The organism is Micromonospora sp. NPDC049044 (assembly GCF_040649215.1).
Taxonomy (GTDB): domain Bacteria; phylum Actinomycetota; class Actinomycetes; order Mycobacteriales; family Micromonosporaceae; genus Micromonospora.
Genome location: NZ_JBEZFA010000008.1, coordinates 167,032 through 184,501, shown reverse-complemented (window position 1 = coordinate 184,501; position 17,470 = coordinate 167,032). Strand labels below are relative to the sequence as shown.

The 17,470-nt window shown below is 71.6% G+C and carries 14 protein-coding genes; 9 read left to right on the top strand and 5 right to left on the bottom strand.

Annotated elements, in window-relative coordinates:
* Window positions 1-11: 11 nt before the first annotated feature.
* The 4 genes from mtrB to raiA all read left to right on the top strand — a co-directional run bounded on the left by mtrB (window position 12) and on the right by raiA (window position 5,172).
* Entirely contained in the window at window positions 12-1,769 is a 1,758-nt protein-coding gene (gene mtrB, locus AB0B85_RS09190) for an MtrAB system histidine kinase MtrB (protein ID WP_357405246.1), read from the top strand.
* A complete protein-coding gene (locus AB0B85_RS09185; protein ID WP_357405244.1) occupies window positions 1,766-3,577 on the top strand; it encodes an LpqB family beta-propeller domain-containing protein in 1,812 nt (603 codons plus the stop codon). Before mtrB ends, AB0B85_RS09185 begins: the two co-directional genes overlap by 4 nt.
* Before the next feature lie 12 nt (window positions 3,578-3,589).
* Window positions 3,590-4,291 carry a ComF family protein gene (locus AB0B85_RS09180; protein ID WP_357405242.1) on the top strand — a complete coding sequence of 234 codons (702 nt, stop codon included), beginning with the start codon at window positions 3,590-3,592 and terminating at the stop codon, window positions 4,289-4,291.
* Between the two features lie 245 nt (window positions 4,292-4,536).
* The gene (gene raiA, locus AB0B85_RS09175; protein WP_357405240.1) at window positions 4,537-5,172 is read left to right on the top strand and encodes a ribosome-associated translation inhibitor RaiA; all 636 of its coding nucleotides are present in this window, start codon (window positions 4,537-4,539) and stop codon (window positions 5,170-5,172) included.
* 62 nt (window positions 5,173-5,234) lie between these two features.
* Here raiA and AB0B85_RS09170 read toward each other — a convergent pair whose 3' ends face one another.
* The gene (locus tag AB0B85_RS09170) at window positions 5,235-6,347 is read right to left on the bottom strand and encodes a GNAT family N-acetyltransferase (RefSeq protein WP_357405238.1); all 1,113 of its coding nucleotides are present in this window, start codon (window positions 6,345-6,347) and stop codon (window positions 5,235-5,237) included.
* Entirely contained in the window at window positions 6,344-7,495 is a 1,152-nt protein-coding gene (locus AB0B85_RS09165; protein ID WP_357405236.1) for a GNAT family N-acetyltransferase, read from the bottom strand. Before AB0B85_RS09165 ends, AB0B85_RS09170 begins: the two co-directional genes overlap by 4 nt.
* Before the next feature lie 168 nt (window positions 7,496-7,663).
* Here AB0B85_RS09165 and secA point away from each other — a divergent pair, with 168 nt between their 5' ends.
* Entirely contained in the window at window positions 7,664-10,591 is a 2,928-nt protein-coding gene (gene secA / locus AB0B85_RS09160; RefSeq protein WP_357405234.1) for a preprotein translocase subunit SecA, read from the top strand.
* A gap of 183 nt (window positions 10,592-10,774) precedes the next feature.
* Here secA and AB0B85_RS09155 read toward each other — a convergent pair whose 3' ends face one another.
* Window positions 10,775-11,395, bottom strand: coding sequence for an Rv3235 family protein (locus tag AB0B85_RS09155; protein WP_357405232.1), 621 nt, complete (start codon window positions 11,393-11,395; stop codon window positions 10,775-10,777).
* A 109-nt stretch (window positions 11,396-11,504) separates the two neighbouring features.
* Window positions 11,505-11,732 carry a helix-turn-helix domain-containing protein gene (locus tag AB0B85_RS09150; RefSeq protein WP_357405230.1) on the bottom strand — a complete coding sequence of 76 codons (228 nt, stop codon included), beginning with the start codon at window positions 11,730-11,732 and terminating at the stop codon, window positions 11,505-11,507.
* Between the two features lie 217 nt (window positions 11,733-11,949).
* Between AB0B85_RS09150 and AB0B85_RS09145 the strand changes: the two genes are divergently transcribed.
* The gene (locus AB0B85_RS09145; protein ID WP_357405227.1) at window positions 11,950-12,459 is read left to right on the top strand and encodes a hypothetical protein; all 510 of its coding nucleotides are present in this window, start codon (window positions 11,950-11,952) and stop codon (window positions 12,457-12,459) included.
* 27 nt (window positions 12,460-12,486) lie between these two features.
* On the opposite strand, the gene AB0B85_RS09140 is transcribed toward AB0B85_RS09145, so the two are convergent.
* Window positions 12,487-13,572, bottom strand: coding sequence for a hypothetical protein (locus AB0B85_RS09140; RefSeq protein WP_357405225.1), 1,086 nt, complete (start codon window positions 13,570-13,572; stop codon window positions 12,487-12,489).
* Window positions 13,573-13,897: 325 nt separating this feature from the next.
* Here AB0B85_RS09140 and pruA point away from each other — a divergent pair, with 325 nt between their 5' ends.
* The 3 genes from pruA to prfB all read left to right on the top strand — a co-directional run bounded on the left by pruA (window position 13,898) and on the right by prfB (window position 17,462).
* Entirely contained in the window at window positions 13,898-15,526 is a 1,629-nt protein-coding gene (gene pruA, locus AB0B85_RS09135) for an L-glutamate gamma-semialdehyde dehydrogenase (protein ID WP_357405223.1), read from the top strand.
* A gap of 177 nt (window positions 15,527-15,703) precedes the next feature.
* Complete coding sequence (locus AB0B85_RS09130; RefSeq protein WP_357405221.1) at window positions 15,704-16,219, top strand: PadR family transcriptional regulator; 516 nt, start codon at window positions 15,704-15,706, stop codon at window positions 16,217-16,219.
* Window positions 16,220-16,340: 121 nt separating this feature from the next.
* Window positions 16,341-17,462 carry a peptide chain release factor 2 gene (gene prfB / locus AB0B85_RS09125; RefSeq protein ID WP_357405219.1) on the top strand — a complete coding sequence of 374 codons (1,122 nt, stop codon included), beginning with the start codon at window positions 16,341-16,343 and terminating at the stop codon, window positions 17,460-17,462.
* The last annotated feature ends 8 nt before the right edge of the window (window positions 17,463-17,470 follow it).

The following is a 17,470-nucleotide window of genomic DNA, read 5'->3' as shown; positions in this document are numbered from 1 at the left end:
CTGGTCGCACTGTGTCGACCTCGCCGCCCCCACCCTCCCCGAGCACGGCAGCCCACCGGCCCAGCGCCGGTGGGGAGATCTGGCGCGCGGTGAGCGGGCGGGCCGCCCGGGTGGTGTCCCGGGTGCACCAGACCTGGCGGCGCTCCCTACAGGTCCGGGTCGTGACCATCACATTGGTCGCGTCCAGCCTGCTGGTCGGCGGCTTCGCGTTCCTGATCGCTGACAAGATCACCACCATCCTGCTCGACAACGCCCGCAGCGACGTCCGGCAGCGGGTGATCAGCGGTGCCAGCTACACGGCCAAGCAGGTCTCCCTCTACGGTCAGGCGCAGGAGGCGCAGCTCCAGGAGACCATCGACGGCACCGTCAACTACCTGGCCGGCGGTGACCCCCAGCAGACCAGCGGGGTGGTGGTGGCGATCACTGCCGACGGCTACCCCAACGACATCCAGACCCGCACCGCGCCGTCGGCGAACGTCCAGGCGCTGATCAGCCCCGAGCTGCGGGCCGCGATCGCCGACGGCAAGGTGGCCAGCCAGATCCGCACCGGGCGGCTCACCGGCGAGTCCACCAAATACCTGGTGTACGGCTCACCGGTGCCCACCCGCTTCGGCCAGATCGAGCTCTACTACCTGGTGCCGTTGACCCGGCAGGACGTCACCGCCGCCGACGCCCGCGCCACGGTCGTGGCCACCGGGGTCGCCCTGGTGATCCTGCTCGGGCTGCTCGCCGCGCTCGTCACCCGGTTGGTCGTCAACCCGGTCCGCGTCGCCGCACGGACCGCCCAGCGGCTCTCCGCCGGTCTGCTCGACCAGCGCATGGTCGTCAACGGTGAGGACGACCTCGCGCTGCTCGCCGCCTCCTTCAACCAGATGGCCACCAACCTGCAACGGCAGATCCTGCGCCTGGAGGAGATGTCCCGACTACAGCGCCGGTTCACCTCGGACGTCTCGCACGAGCTGCGTACCCCGCTGACCACGGTGCGGATGGCCGCTGACCTGATCTTCGCCGAGCGCGACGAGTTCGACCCGGCGGTGGCCCGCAGCGCCGAGCTGCTCCAGGCCGAGCTGGACCGCTTCGAGGAGTTGCTCACCGACCTGTTGGAGATCAGCCGCTTCGACGCGGGCTTCGCCATGCTCGACTCCGAGCCGACCGACCTGGTGCCGGTGGTGCACCGGGTGGTCGACCGGTTGGCTGGCCTGGCCGAGCGGGTGGGCGTACCCATCGAACTCGACCTGCCGGGCACGCCGGTGATCGCCGAGGTGGATCCGCGCCGGGTCGAACGGGTGTTGCGCAACCTGGTCGGCAACGCCGTCGAACACGGCGAGGCCCGGCCGGTGCTGATCACCCTCGGGGTGGACGAGACCGCCGTGGCGATCACCGTCCGCGACCATGGCGTGGGGCTCAAGGTGGGCGAGGAGAAGTTGGTGTTCAACAGGTTCTGGCGAGCCGACCCGTCCCGGGCGCGGCAGACCGGAGGCACCGGCCTGGGCCTGTCGATCAGCCTGGAGGACGCCCGGCTGCACGGCGGCTGGCTGGAGGCGTGGGGTGCTCCCGGGCAGGGCGCGCAGTTCCGGCTCACGCTGCCGGCCCGTGCGGGGGACCGGCTGACCACCTCACCGCTGCGCCTGGTGCCGGCCGACGCCGCGCTGCCGTTCGGCGGCCCCCGCGACCGTGGTCCGCTTGCCATCGGGCCCGGCACCGGTGGCGCACTGGCGATCGACCCGGCGCCGGCCGGAGAGGGACAGCGGGCGGAGGTGCGCTCATGAGACGGCCGACGCTGGTCGCGGCGCTCGGCGTGGTGCTGCTGGGTGGCGGCTGCGGCATCCCGGCGGCGTCCGACGTTCGGGTGGACGGCAGGGGCGGGACCGCTACCGAGGCCGGCGTGGTGAACGGTCCGAGCAACGAGCCGCCGACGCGTACCGCCAGCGGCAGCGTCAACGAGGCGTTCGTCCGCAACTTCCTGTCCGCTGCCGCCGGCGAGCCGGATCGGGCGTACGAGCGGGTCAAGGCCTTCGTCGCCCCGGAGAACAAGTCCCGCCTGCAGGAGAAGAAGGGCAGCGAGGTCGCGCTGAACGTGGTGCGGCTGCGGGAGGCGGTCTACACCCTCAACAGCGACTCGACCACCACTGTCAAGATCACCGTGCAGCAGATCGGCGTACTGCGGGCCAACGGCACCCTGGCACCGCCGGTGGCGACCGAGACGGAGTACGAGTTCGGGATCCGCAGCGCGGCGTTCGACGGCGGTGTCAACGACGAGCGGGCCGGGTTGTACATTTTCGACCCGCCGAACGTGCTGCTGCTCAGCGACGCCGCCCTTCGTCGCTACTACCAGGACGAGTCGATCTACTTTTGGAGTTCGGACGGCACCCGGCTCGTGCCCGACCAGCGCTACCGGCCGCTCGCGGTGCCGGCCGAGCGTCGGGTCAACGAGGTGGTGAAGTGGCTGGTCGGCGGCCCCTCCGACTGGTTGCGCCCGGGCGTCGTCGGGCTCCCCGACCGCACCGAGCTGATCAACAACGCCACCGGCGGCAACGGTCGGTGGGAGATCAACCTGGACATGTCCGACGACGACCAGACCAGCATCGACCAGTTGATCACGCAGATCGCCTGGTCGCTCGGGGATCTCCCGGGTGCGCTGGAGTTGAAGATCCGCAACAACTCGCTGCCCGTGCAGGACCTGAGCGAGCGGCGCAACACCCACCCGCTCTACCCCAACGCCGAGGGCCCGCAGCGGTTCGGCCTGTACGAGGGCGCCATCCATCCGCTCGACTTCGGCAGCGAACTCAGCGGCACCGTGCCGCTGGCACCCGGGGCCAACCGCGGCATCGTCTCCGCCGACCTGGCGTTGGCCAAGGAACAGCGGGTCCTCGCCGCGATGGTCGTCACCGGCGGCAGCGCCGGCCGGCACCGCCTGGCGGTGGGTACGGGCGCCGCGCCGGTCGCCGACCTCAACCGCAGCACGTCCGAATACTCCGCGATGAGTCGCCCGGTCTGGTTGCGTACTGTCGACGCCCGCGCCGCCCGTGGCCTGGTCGTCGCCGACGGGCAGCTCTACCGGTTCGACGAGGGCGCGCGGATGTACCAGGTCCCGCTCAACCTGCCCGCCGGCGTGACCGCGGTGGCTGCCGCGCTCGACGGCCAGCGGGTCGCGCTGATCGCCGGTGGCCGGCTCTACGTCGCCGCGGTGAACCCGGACGGTGGCGGCGTCTCCATCGGCCCACCCCGGCAGGTGGCCACCTCGCTCACCGCCCTCACCGCTGTCGACTGGGGCAGCGAGGACCAACTGGTGGTGGCGGGGTCCGTCGGCCAGCCGGCGATCTACGAGATCAGCGTCGACGGCGCCCTGGAGACGCCGCTGCGGACCGACCTCGGTGCCAAGGTCAACCATCTGACCGCGTACCCGACCAATCGCACAGTGCGGGTGCCCAGCGGGGCGTACATGTACGAGGCGAACGGGGTGGCGTACCGCAGCAGCCCCTTCGAACGGATCGAGCCGGACCGGGTCCGGGACATCGCCCCGGTCCCGGCCGGGGTCCGACCGAGCAACCCGTCGGCACCGTTCTTCCTCTACTGACCGGGTGACGTGGTGACCGGCCTCTGGGCGGACCTCGCCGACCTGGTGCTGCCCACCACCTGCGCGGGTTGTCGGGAGCGCCGGCCCGGCCTGCGGCACGGGGTCTGCCCGGCCTGCGCCGCGGCGCTTGGTGCGCTGCGCCCCCGGTCGGTCCGCCCGACGCCCGCGCCGCCGGGCCTGCCGTCCTGCGTCGCCCTCGGCCCCTACGCCGGCCCGCTGCGCGAGGCTCTGCTGGCGTACAAGGAACACGGCCGGCACGGTCTGGCCCGCCCGCTCGGCGCACTGCTCGCCGAGGTTGTCGCGGCGGCGGTCGGTGCGCCTCGTCCGGTGGCGCTGGTCCCGGTTCCGGACACTGCGGCGGCGGCCCGCTCCCGCTACGGCGACCACCTGGACCGGCTGGCCCGGCACTGCGCGGCCCGGCTCGACCAGGGCGGCTGGACGGCGCGGGTGCACCGTCCGCTGCGGGCGCTGCCCCGGCCCGACTCGGTGAGCCTGGACAGTGCCGGGCGCGCGGCGGCGGCCGAGGCCGCCTTCCGCCCGCGCGCCACGGCGGGTCGGGCCCGTGCCGCCGGTACGCCGGTCGTGGTGCTGCTCGACGACATCGTCACCACCGGGGTGACCCTGGCCGCCGCGACCAGGGCGCTGGGTGCGACCGGATGGGTGCCGAGCGTCGCCGCGGTACTCGCGGCGACCCAAAAAAGACACCTCTCGTAACCGACTGTGTTTCCGTTTCACCCGTTGGTGTATGAGCTGTGGAAAATCCTGGGCTGTCTCGGCAACTTGGGGTGACTGCCGGGCGAACAGGAGTTAGCGTTTCGCTGTCGGGGGTAGGAGGTCGTTCCACCCACCCCCGGCGGTGAGAGGAGGCGTAGCCGTACCAACCGGTCGACGCCAGCGGGTCCCCCCACGGCGCGCGACCGGGTTGCCGGATCGAAGACCGTCCGAACAAGGGAGGTCACGTGGACATCGTGGTCAAGGGCCGAAACGTAGAAGTGCCGGACCATTACCGGGTGCACGTAGCCGAGAAACTCGCAAAGATCGAACGCTACGACCACAAACTGATTCGCGTCGATGTGGAGCTGTTCCACGAGCGCAATCCGCGCCAGGCCGAGCACTGCCAGCGGGTGGAGATCACCTGCGTTTCCAGGGGCCCGGTGATGCGGGCCGAGGCCTGCACGAACGACTTCTACAGCGCGCTCGACGCGGCCATCGCGAAGCTCGACACCCGCCTGCGCCGCGCGGCCGACCGCCGTCGCGTACACCGGGGTCGGCACGCGCCGATCTCCGTCGCCGAAGCCACCGCCGGCCTGCCGGTCGCCGACCTGGGCACCAGCACGCTGAGCGCGCCGCTCGACGGCGCCCGCGCCGGCACCGCCGTCGCGGAGCGGGTCGAGGAGGAGCACGACGACCAGCCGTGGCACATCGCCCGGGAGAAGGTGCACCCGGCGGAGCCGATGACTGTCGACGACGCGCTGTTCGAGATGGAACTTGTCGGCCACGACTTCTACCTGTTCCAGGACAAGGAGTCCGGCCGCCCGAGCGTCGTCTACCGGCGCCACGCGTACGACTACGGCATCATCTCCCTCGCCACCTGACCAGCCTCTCGTCGATCAGGGAGTTGTGGTGGGGCCTCCCGCCACAACTCCCTGATCCGGTCTCACCGCAGGTCGGCGGGGAGCAGCGCGAACGTCAGGTCGTCCAGCCGGGCACCGGCCAGGCCCGGCAGCCGGCCATGCTGGAGCCCCTCCCGCCGGAACCCGACCCGCTCCAGCACCCGGTGCGACGCGGTGTTCTCCGGCACCGTGCCGGCGGTCAGCCGGGCGATACCGGCCGGCCCGAACGCCCAGTCCGCAAGCAGTCGGACCGCCCGGGTCGCGTACCCCCGGCCGCGCCACTCGGGCAGCAGCGCGTAGCCCACCGACGCCTCTCCGGCCGCCACGTCGGTGTACGACAGCCCGCAGCTACCCACCGGCTCCCCGGTCGCCACGTCCGTGATCAGCAGTCGGGCGATCTCACCGGTCAGCCAGCCGCTCTCCGCGAGCCGGCACCGCCGCCCGATCGCCTCAGGCGTCGGCGGCACCGGCGGCGCCTGGTTCGCTACCACCTCCGGTCGGCTGTGCAGTCGGTACATCAGCTCGGCGTCGTCCGGCGCGAGCCGGCGCAGACTCACCACCTGGTCGGTGAGCACCCCGTCGGGCAGGTCGGGCAGCAGCCGGGCGACCGGACCGGGCGGGTCGTCGGCGAGGCGTACCCAGGCCAGCAGGTCGTGCCGAGCACCGTCGCGGCCCGCGCCGGCCGACCGGCGCGAACCCTCGTACCGGAAACCGGCGGCCAGCGCGACCCGCTGGCTCGGGCCGTTCTCCGCCTCGGTGAGCAACTCCAGCCGAGCCGTTCCGGTGCCGAACGCGTGCTCGCTCAGCGCGCGGGTCGCCGCGGTGGCCAGTCCGCGCCCCCGCGCCGCCGGCCGCACCCAGTAGCCGATCTCGGCCTGGGCCCGCGCGGGCACCGGGTTGTTCAGCCCGACCGCGCCGAGCAGCCGGTCGGTGGCCGGGTCCGCGACGGCGTACGCCGCGCCGCCGCCGGTCCAGGCCGCCGGAGCGCCGACGTCGATCCACCACCGGGCGTCGGTCCGGGTGTACGGCGTGGGCAGGTTCGTGACGAACCGCTGGGTGAGCGGGTCCGTGCAGCCGTCGACCACGTCGGCGGTGTCGGCGGCCCGGAACGGCCGCAGCCGCACCCCGTGCGCCTCGACGACCTGGCCGGGGCTCACGTCAGGTCCTTGGCGAGCAGCGCGGCCACCCAGGCGTCGACCCGCTCGCCCCGGTGCTGCACCCCACCGCGGGCCGTCCCCTCGAACGTGAAGCCCGCCTTCTCGGCCACCCGCCGGGAGGCGGCGTTGCCCACGTTCGCCTTCCACTCGATCCGGGCCAGGCCCAGCGTGGCGCAGCCCCAGGTGCTGACCGCGACGAGCGCGGCGGGCATGTACCCCCGGCCACGGGCCGCCGGGGCGGTCATGAAGCCGACGTCGGCCAGCAGCGCGTCCCCGGAGGAGATCCGCAGGTCGATGGTGCCCGCGTACCTGTCGTCCGGGTCGGCGACCACGAAGCAGGCGGACTGTCCCCGAGCCCAGGTGTCCTGGGCGTAGACCAGGTACCCCTGCGCGTCGGCCCGCTCGTACGGGTCCGGCACGGTCGTCCAGCGGATGGTCTCCGGGTCCCGGCAGGTCTGCGTCACGGCATCCAGGTCCCGCTCTTCCATCGGCCGTACCGGCAGCTCACCGGCCCCGGTGGTGGCGAACAGGGTGGGCTGTGGGCGGCCGAAGACCGCGGCGCGCCGGGCGACGAGGGTGCCGGGGCCGGCCGGACCGGTCGCCCCGGGCTCGGGTACCTCGCCGGGCAGCAGCGACCCGATCCAGCCGTCCGCGTCGGACCGCGTCGCCGGGTTGGCCCGCCGCAGCCGGCCGTCGATCCGGAAACCGGCCCGGAGGGCGACCAGCCGGGAGGCATGGTTGCCCACCTCGGCCTGCCAGATCAGCCGGCGCAGCCCAAGGGTGGCGAAGGACCAGCGGGCCACCGCCCGGGTGGCCCGGGTCATCACGCCCCGGCCGCGCGCCCAGGGGGCGGTCCAGTAACCGACCTCACCGCTGCCGTCGCTGCCGATGGAGATTAACCCGCACGAGCCGAGCAGTTCACCGCTCGCCGGATCGCAGACCGCGAACGGCGTCCCGGTGCCGGCCGCCCAGGCCGACCCGGTCTGGTCGGTGACGAAGCCGAGGGCGTGTTCGGGCAGATACGGGCGTGGCACGCGGGTCCAGCGCTGAATGTCCGGGTCCTGGCACGCCCGGTGTACGGCGTCGGCGTCGGTCACGCGCCAGGGCCGCAGCAGCACGCCGTCCTCGATGATCTCCACGGGCTCCATCCGTGCATGGTGCCGCACCGTTCGCCGACGGCGTAACCGGATAACGTTCGAGGGGTGCGCAGGACGCGAATTATGTCGGGTTCGGCGGGGTCGACCCCCGCCACCAGTGACCATTGCGCCGATGGAGCGCCTACGATGGTTCGAGACTGTCTAGGGGAGCGTTGATCCGTGTCGATTCTGGAAAAGGTCCTTAACGCGGGCGAGGGCCGCATGGTGCGCCGGCTCAAGGCCATCGCCGCCGCCGTCACCTCGATCGAGGACGACTACGTCAACCTCACCGACGAGGAGCTGGCCGGCATGACCGAACAGTTCCGGGAGCGGCTCGCCGACGGGGAAACCCTCGACGACCTGCTGCCGGAGGCGTTCGCGGTGGCCCGCGAGGCGGCCGCCCGGGTGCTCGGCCAGCGCCCGTACGACGTCCAGGTGATGGGCGGCGCGGCACTGCACTTCGGCAACATCGCCGAGATGAAGACCGGTGAGGGTAAGACGCTGACCTCGGTCATGGCCGTCTACCTCAACGCGCTGTCCGGCAAGGGCGTGCACGTGATCACGGTCAACGACTACCTCGCCCAGCGGGACGCGGCGTGGATGGGTCGGGTGCACGAGTTCCTCGGGCTGACCGTCGGTGTGGTGCTGCCCAACCGGCCGGCCAGCGAGCACAAGGCCGCCTACGAGTGCGACATCACCTACGGCACCAACAACGAGTTCGGCTTCGACTACCTGCGCGACAACATGGCCTGGTCGAAGGACGAGCTGGTGCAGCGTGGCCACAACTTCGCGGTGGTCGACGAGGTCGACTCGATCCTGATCGACGAGGCCCGCACCCCGCTGATCATCTCCGGCCCGGCCGAGCACTCGGCCCGCTGGTACGGCGAGTTCGCCGGAGTGGTGGCCCGGCTCCAGCCCGGCACCGACGGCGAGGGCGACTACGAGGTCGACCACTCCAAGCGCACCATCGCGGTCACCGAGCGGGGTGTCGCCAAGGTCGAGGACCGGCTCGGCATCGACAACCTGTACGAGTCGGTGAACACCCCGTTGGTCGGCTACCTCAACAACGCCATCAAGGCCAAGGAGCTCTACAAGCGCGACAAGGACTACATCGTCAGCGACGGCGAGGTCCTGATCGTCGACGAGTTCACCGGTCGCATCCTGCACGGCCGCCGCTACAACGAGGGCATGCACCAGGCGATCGAGGCCAAGGAGGGGGTGGAGATCAAGCAGGAGAACCAGACTCTTGCCACCATCACCCTGCAGAACTACTTCCGTCTCTACGAGAAGCTGTCCGGGATGACCGGCACGGCGCAGACCGAGGCGAGCGAGTTCAACAAGGTCTACAAGGTCGGTGTCGTGACGATCCCGACCCACCGCCCGATGGTCCGCGAAGACCGGCCGGACGTCATCTACAAGACCGAGAAGGCCAAGTTCAACGCCGTCATCGAGGACATCGCCGAGCGGCACCAGCTGGGTCAGCCGGTGCTGGTCGGCACCGTCTCGGTGGAAAACTCCGAGATCCTCTCCCAGCTGCTGCGCCGCCGGGGCATCCCGCACAACGTGCTGAACGCCAAGTTCCACGCGCGGGAGGCCGAGATCGTCGCGCAGGCCGGGCGTAAGGGCGCGGTCACCGTGGCCACCAACATGGCCGGTCGAGGCACCGACATCCTGCTCGGCGGCAACGCCGAGTTCCTCGCCGCGAACGAGCTGCGTCAGCGCGGGCTCGACCCGCTGGAAAACGAGGAAGAGTACGCCAAGGCGATGGAGGAGGTCCTGCCCACGTGGAAGCAGGCCTGCGACGCCGAGGCGGAGGAGGTCGCGGCCGCCGGTGGCCTCTACGTGCTGGGCACCGAGCGGCACGAGTCCCGGCGGATCGACAACCAGTTGCGCGGTCGCGCCGGCCGGCAGGGTGACCCGGGCGAGTCCCGTTTCTACCTGTCCCTGCAGGACGAGCTGATGCGGCGGTTCCGGGCCGGGGCGGTCGAGGCGGTGATGGAGCGCTTCAACATCCCGGAGGACGTGCCCATCGAGTCGAAGATGGTCACCCGGCAGATCAAGAGCGCCCAGGCCCAGATCGAGGGTCAGAACGCCGAGATCCGCAAGAACGTGCTGAAGTACGACGAGGTGCTCAACAAGCAGCGCCAGGTCGTCTACGCCGAGCGGCTCCGGGTGCTCAACGGCGAGGACCTCTCCGACCAGGTCCGCAACATGATCGACGACACCGTCGAGGCGTACGTGCGGGGGGCCACCTCGGACGGCTACGGCGAAGACTGGGACCTTGAGCAGCTCTGGTCCAGCCTGAAGCAGCTCTACCCGGTCGCCGTGACGATCGAGGAGCTGGAGGAGGAGGCCGGCGGCTCGCGGGCCGGCATGGACGCCGACTTCCTGGTCGCCCGCCTCAAGGAAGACGCCAACGCCGCGTACGACAGGCGTGAGGAGCAGCTCGGCCCCGAAGGGGTGCGGCAGCTCGAGCGGATGGTGCTGCTCCAGGTCATCGACCGGAAGTGGCGCGAGCACCTCTACGAGATGGACTACCTCCAGGAGGGCATCAACCTCCGGGCGTACGCCCAGCGCGACCCGGTTGTCGAATACCAGCGCGAGGGCTTCGACATGTTCGCCACCATGATGGACGGCATCAAGGAAGAGACTGTCGGCTTCCTCTACAACATCGACGTCCAGGTGACCGAACCGGAGCCGGAGGCGGGCTCGGAAGAGGTCACGCTGCTCGACAAGCCGGTGGAGATCCGGGCCAAGGGTCTCAACCAGGCACCGCGTCGGCAGGGCCTGCAATATTCGGCTCCCACCATCGACGGTGAGGCCAGCCCCGGCGCTCCCGCGATCGAGCAGGCCGAGCAGCAGGCTCCGGCGCTCGGTGTGGGCCGACCGGCCCCGGGCGCTCCGGCGGCACCGGGGCGGACCGCCCCGTCCGCCCCGCAACGTCCGGCCACCGGGCTGCGTGGCCCGGCGGTTCCGTCGGCAGCCTCCCGTCGACCGTCGGCGAACCAGGCGGAGGCGAGCAACGGCCCGTCCCGCAACGCGCCGTGCCCGTGTGGCTCGGGTCGCAAGTACAAGCGCTGCCACGGTGCTCCCAACGGCGGCAACTGACCGACCCGACAGCACCTGACCGACGGGTCCCGGCCGACCAGGCCGGGACCCGTTTCGGTGTCCGGGTGTCGGCGGCGGCCTGCTTGCCCGGCTTCCCGAGGCTCCTGCCCTGCCCGGGGTGGCGGGCACCGCGGTGGCTCCCGCACCTGCCGGGGGTGGCGGGCGCCGCGGTGTCGGATGCGGTCAGAGGACGTGCAGCGCGGTGCAGAGCCAGCGGCCCCGGCGGTGTTCCAGCCGGAGTGCCACCGCCCAGCTCCGACCGCCCGCGCCGGTGACGACAGCCGCTGCCTCCACAGTTGCCGGCCGGGGCGCGCAGACCCGCATGCGGAGCAGCCGGACCAGTGGTCGGTCGGCGCGGCGGCGGGGTGACCCCGCCCGCCCGGACGCGCGGACCGACCCGGTCAGCACCTCGCAGGCTCGGGCCAGCTCGGTCAACAGGTCACCTGCTCGGGCTGGGTCGAGCAGGGCCCGCACCTGCGCCGGCGAGCGGTAGCCGTTTATCACTTCCAGGCAACTGCCGACGAACCGATGGGCGGCTCGGGTGGCTTCCGGGGCGGTCGCCGGCGGCGCTGGCGTGACCGGGTGGGTGATCGACCGGCCGGGCGCGGCGCGCAGGGCGGCCTGGCGTTGTGGTGGCCGGACCGGGTCCGGGCGGGTCGCCGCGAACAGGTCGAGGGCGAGCTGACCATGGGTTGGTGCCGGCCAGTACGACCCGTCGATCTCGTCGGCGTACGGCGGGTCGACGGGCGGGACGGGGCGCAGTCGCACCGCTGGCCGAGCAGGCCCGGATCGCGCCTCGCTCATCGTACCCCCTCTTGATCTTGCGTTTGCTTTCGTTTGCCTTCGACATCCTCGATTCTGGACCACGCACCAATGTCGGTCAATGCCTCAGGGTGGCGGGCCGGCCGGGGTGCTACTCCGGTTCGCGGTCGACCAGCGGGTTGCTCTGCACCCATTCAGCGGTTTCCTGGTATTTGCGGGCTATGTACTCTTCCAGGCGCGCCCGCTCGACCCGCCACTGACCCCGTCCACCGATCTTGATCGCCGGCAGTTCGCCGCTGCGCACCATGTGGTAGACCTGCGAGTCCGACACGTTCAGCTCGGTGGCGACGTCGGAGAGCAACAGGAACCTGGGCTCCACACGAACTCCCGGGGTTGATGTCGTTTGGCTAAGTTTGCCATCGACAGCCCGGGACGCCCAGCGCCGCACCGGTCCAACCGGAGGTCGACGCACCGGACACACCGGGCGGAAACTTCCACCGGCCTCCGGTCGGGGTGTATGACGGTCACGGCGTGCGGCATGATCTGCGCCCGTGCCGGCGGACGCCGGCGCGGGGACGAGGCGGGGGAGACGACAGGTGACCGACGAGCTTGTCCGGGTGTACGTGCCGGCGACCGTACCGATGTTGGCCCGACTGCGCGCGGAAGGGCTGGCGGCCGACCAGGCGCACGCGGTGACCCCGGCGCTGCGTGAGTGGTACGCCGAAGGGGACGAGGAGGAGTTGGAGTACGTCGCGTTCACCCGGGCCGCCCAGCAGGCGCTCCAGCTGCTCCGGGCCGACCCGACAGCTCCCCGCCGCCGCGTCGTCGTCTCAGCCGACCTGCCGGCCAGCGCGCTCGGGCGGGGCGACGGCGAGTTGGGTTCCAGCACTGTGACGTTGGCCGAGGCCGTGCCGATGGGCGCCGTCGCGGCCCTGCACGTGGACGGCGCGGACGCGGTGGCGGAGGTCGCCGCGGCGGCCGAGGTGGTGGCGGAGGCGGCCGCCGGCGATCCGGACGCCCAGTTCACGGTCGATGGCGCGGAGGACCACGAGCTTGAGTGGTACGACGTGACGGAGCTGGACCTGCTGCTGCACGCGGCCAGCTGAGCCGGCCCCGCGCTCCGGCCGCCGATGTCAGCGGGCTGGATCCGCCTTGGCCGGGTCCGTGTCGAACGCCTCGGCCGGGTCCGGCTCGTCGGCCGCCGGGTCGACCTGGTGCGCGCCGGCCTCCGGGTCGGCGGTCGGTTCGTCGTCCTCGGCGTGTGCCGGGCCGAGTGTGCGGCCGAACGCGATGAGCGCGGTCAGTGCCCCCACGAAGAGCACCCAGATGCCGTTGTCCACCCGCGAGGTGCCCAGTGAGGTCTGCGCCACCGCGTCCGCCTCGCTGAGTGCGCTGGCCAGATCGAGCAGCGACCGGCCACCGACCCGGATGATCACCTCGGCGAGCAGCAGGAGCAGGCCCGGCCCGGCCCCGGCGAGCAGGTACGCCGGCCAGCGCAGCGCCGGAGCGGCAGGATCGCGGCGAACCATCCGGCGTCGCGCCCAGGTCAGGTAACCGAAGGCGAGCAGCCCGGCGAGCAGCCCCGCGATGAACGACTCGGTGCGGGACACCCACTTGGCCGCGTCGACCACCGACTGCTGGCTGTCGCCGGCCCCGAAGAGGTCGAACAGCGGGTCCCGGGCCTGGCTGAACGCGACCACGAAGATCAGCGCGCCCAGTGCGGCGGTCACCACCGCACCGACCGCCGGGGCGGTCCGCGCGGCAGCCACCGCGCCACCGATGATCGCCGCGGCCGCGGTGGTGCCGGCGATCACGTTCGTGGTCGACGTGTCGAAGTAGGTGAGGTTGATGGCCAGTGCGGCCACCAGCCCGACAAGCATTCCGCCGCCGATCGCCCCGGCGAAGCGCAGGGTGGCCCAGTCGCCGTACCGGCGGGCGAGCAGGTTGCCGCCGGCCAGCGCGACGGCCGCCCCGCACACGAGCGCGGCCGAGATCACGCCGGGCAGCGCGAACGCGGAGAGACTGATCGCGGTCACCCCGGCCGCCGCCGAGTTGGTGGCCTCCCGGGTGGACCAGAGCATGGCGGCCAGCCAGCCGAGGGCCAGCAGCGCGAGCACCGCCGCGCCGGGCGCGGGCAGCGGCCGGCTGCCGGGGCGCGTCGCGTCGGCCGCCGGCTCGTGCGACTCCGCGGCCGGGACGCGGCCGGGCTGCTTGGTCATCGTCTCCCCTTCGAGGCGGCAGGTCACCGACCATTCAGGGTACGCGGGCCCGCTGGGCGCCCCACCGCCGCCGACCACGAGCGGGTGAGCTGGGGCACGCACCGCGGGCCGATCGCCGGATCGACTCCGGTCGGTGAGGGGAGAAGGGGTGGGCCGGTCCTTCGTGGAAGGCGATGGCGGAGGCAGGGTGGGCAGCCCTCCGTGGGAGAATTGTCGGAGGTCCCGCCGCTGCTCGGCCCACCCGTGCGGCGACCGGTCTCCGGCCGCCCGGTCGGTGCCCGCGGGTCCGGTTTCGCCACTGCTGTCGAGATCGCCAGGAGCCTTGATGGATGCCGTGTTCTCCGTTCCCGAGCCGCGCAACGAGCCGGTTCGCAACTACGAGCCGGGCAGCCCCGACCGGGACCGGCTCCAGCGGCGGCTGACCGACCTCGCCGCCGAGCGCATCGACCTGCCGATGACCATCGGCGGTGAGCAGCGGATGGCCGCCGGTGAGTCGATCGACGTGGTGCAGCCGCACCGGCACGCGCACGTGCTGGGCGTGACCGCGCACGCCACCCACGACGACGCCCGCGCGGCGATCAAGGCGGCCAAGGACGCCGCTCCGATGTGGCGGGCGCTGCCCTTCGAGGAACGGGCCGCGATCTTCCTGCGCGCCGCCGAGCTGCTCGCCGGCCCGTGGCGCGACACCCTCAACGCCGCCACCATGCTCGGCCAGTCGAAGACCGCGATCCAGGCGGAGATCGACTCGGCGTGTGAGTTCATCGACTTCCTCCGGTTCAACGTGCACTTCGCCAGGCGTCTGCTCGAGGAGCAGCCGGCATCCTCGCCCGGCGTGTGGAACCGTTTCGACCACCGCCCGCTCGAGGGCTTCGTCTACGCGGTCACCCCGTTCAACTTCACCGCCATCGCCGGCAACCTGCCGTCGGCCCCGGCCCTGCTGGGTAACACGGTGATCTGGAAGCCGGGCCCGACCCAGCAGTTCGCCGCGCACTTCACCATGCGGCTGTTCGAGGCGGCCGGCCTGCCGCCCGGCGTGATCAACATGGTCACCGGCCGGGGCGAGGAGGTCTCCGACGTGGTGCTCGCCGACCCCGACCTGGCCGGCATCCACTTCACCGGCTCGACGAAGGTCTTCCAGCAGTTGTGGCGGACCGTTGGCGACAACATCGCCCGTTACCGGGGCTACCCGCGCCTCGTCGGCGAGACCGGCGGCAAGGACTTCGTGGTCGCGCACACGAGCGCCGACGTGGACGCCCTGCACACCGCGCTGATCCGCGGCGCGTACGAATACCAGGGCCAGAAGTGCTCGGCGGCCTCCCGGGCGTACGTGCCGCGCTCCCTCTGGGAGGGTGGGCTGCGGGACCGGCTGGCCGCCACCACCGACTCACTGACCTACGGCGACGTGGCCGACTTCGGCAACTTCGGCGGCGCGGTCATCGACGACAAGGCGTTCGCCCGGCACACCGCCGCGCTGGAATTGATCGGCGGTGACGACAGCTGCCGGGTGCTCGCCGGCGGCACCGCCGACGACTCGGTCGGCTACTTCGTCCGGCCGACGCTCTTCGAGTGCTCCGACGCCGCGCACGAGACCTTCACGACCGAGTACTTCGGGCCGATCCTCGGCGTGCACGTGTTCGACGACGCCCGGTTCGACGAGGTGGTCGCGCAGGCCGAGTCGATCGCCCCGTACGCGCTCACCGGCTCGGTGTTCGCCACCGACCGCCGGGTGGTCGACGCGGTCGCCGAGCGGATGCGGTACGCGGCTGGCAACTTCTACATCAACGACAAGCCGACCGGCGCGGTGGTCGGGCAGCAGCCGTTCGGCGGCGCGCGGGCCAGCGGCACCAACGACAAGGCGGGCTCCTGGCTCAACCTGGTCCGCTGGGTGTCGCCGCGGACGATCAAGGAGACCTTCGTACCGCCGACCGACCACACCTACCCGCACATGGGCTGACCGGCGACGATCGGCCGGCGACGTCACCCGCGCCGCCGGCCGGTCGGCCCGGATGCCGCGAGGCATCGATAGTCCTCAACGGACAGTCTGCCGCCGACAGTGCACTTAGGAAGACCTGTTGGGTGGCAAACCGGCAAATCCTGGACGCCGGGTGCGCAAAGTGGCAGCGTAGAGGGCATGGCGGATTCCGGAGTCAACCCCACGGCGGCGGCCCTGCTCGGCCTCCTCCACGAGGGCCCGATGACAGGTGGTCAGTTGATGGCCGCTGCTGAGCGCCGTCTGGCGCCGTACTGGTCGATGACGCGTAGTCAGGTCTACCGCGAGTTGCCGGTGCTCGCCGAGCGAGGTTATGTGCGGCTCGGGAAACCGGGGCCGCGGATGAGCCAGCCGTACGCGCTCACCGCCAGCGGGAAACGGACATTTTCCCGTTGGCTCACCGAGAACCCGGGGCGGGACACCATCCGCAACCCGATCGCGTTGCGGATGGCCTTCGGCAACCTGCACTCCGCCAGCCAGTTGAAGGGCCTGTACGCCTCGGCGAACGAATACCACACCGAGGCCCTCGCCCAGGTCCGGGAGCAGGTGAAGAACGCCAAACGGGATGGGGAGACGTACGACGCCAGCGCGCTGGAGTTCGCCGTCGCCTATCACCGGGCCGCCCTGTCCTGGTTGAAGTCCGCGCCGGTCGGGTGATCGCCGGCGGGTGCTCCCGGCGGGTCGCAGCTGCTCAGCGCAAGGTGGCGCAGTGTCGCTTTCGCGCCGGACCGCGGGGCTCGCAAGCCCGATCGCCGTCCGCGCAGTACGCTTACCTGTCGTGACCGCTGCCGATTACGCCGAACAGCTCAAGGAACTCGACGCGACCCTGCGAAACATCGAGGCCGTCCTCAACCTCGACCGACTCCACGAGGACAAGGCCCGCCTTGAGCAGGAGGCTTCCGCCCCCGACCTGTGGGACGACCAGGCCAAGGCTCAGCAGGTGACCTCCCAGCTGTCGTACGTCAACGGCGAGATCAGCAAGCTGGGCAGCCTCCGATCCAGCCTCGACGACGCCCAGGTGCTGTTGGAGCTGGCCGAGGCCGAGTCCGACCCGGGTGTGCTGACCGAGGTCGAGTCGGAGATCACCGGGTTGACGAAGGCCATCCAGGAGATGGAGGTCCGCACCCTGCTCTCCGGCGAGTACGACTCCCGGGAGGCGCTTGTCGCCATCCGCGCGGGCGCCGGTGGCGTGGACGCCGCGGACTTCGCGGAGATGCTGCTGCGGATGTACCTGCGGTGGGCGGAGCGGCACGGCTACCCGACCGAGGTCTACGAGACCTCCTACGCCGAGGAGGCGGGTCTGAAATCGGCCACCTTCGCGGTCAAGGTGCCGTACGCCTACGGCACGCTGAGCGTCGAGTCGGGCACCCACCGGTTGGTCCGGATCAGCCCGTTCGACAACCAGGGCCGCCGGCAGACCAGCTTCGCGGGCGTCGAGGTCCTGCCGGTCACCGAGCAGACCGACCACATCGACATCCCGGAGAACGAGGTACGCGTCGACGTGTACCGCTCCTCCGGCCCCGGTGGGCAGAGCGTCAACACCACCGACTCGGCGGTCCGGTTGACCCACATCCCGACCGGCATCGTGGTGACCTGCCAGAACGAGAAGTCCCAGTTGCAGAACAAGGCCTCCGCGCTGCGGGTGCTCCAGGCCCGGCTCCTGGAGCGCAAGCGCCAGGAGGAGGAAGAGAAGATGGCCGGCCTCAAGAGCGGCGGCACCAGCTCGTGGGGCGACCAGATGCGCTCCTACGTCCTGCACCCGTATCAGATGGTGAAGGATCTCCGAACCGAGCAGGAGACCGGCAATCCGAGCTCCGTCTTCGACGGCGATCTGGACGGTTTCATCGAGGCGGGCATCCGTTGGCGCAAGCAGCGGCAACTCGCCAACGACGGAGCGTAACGACACGC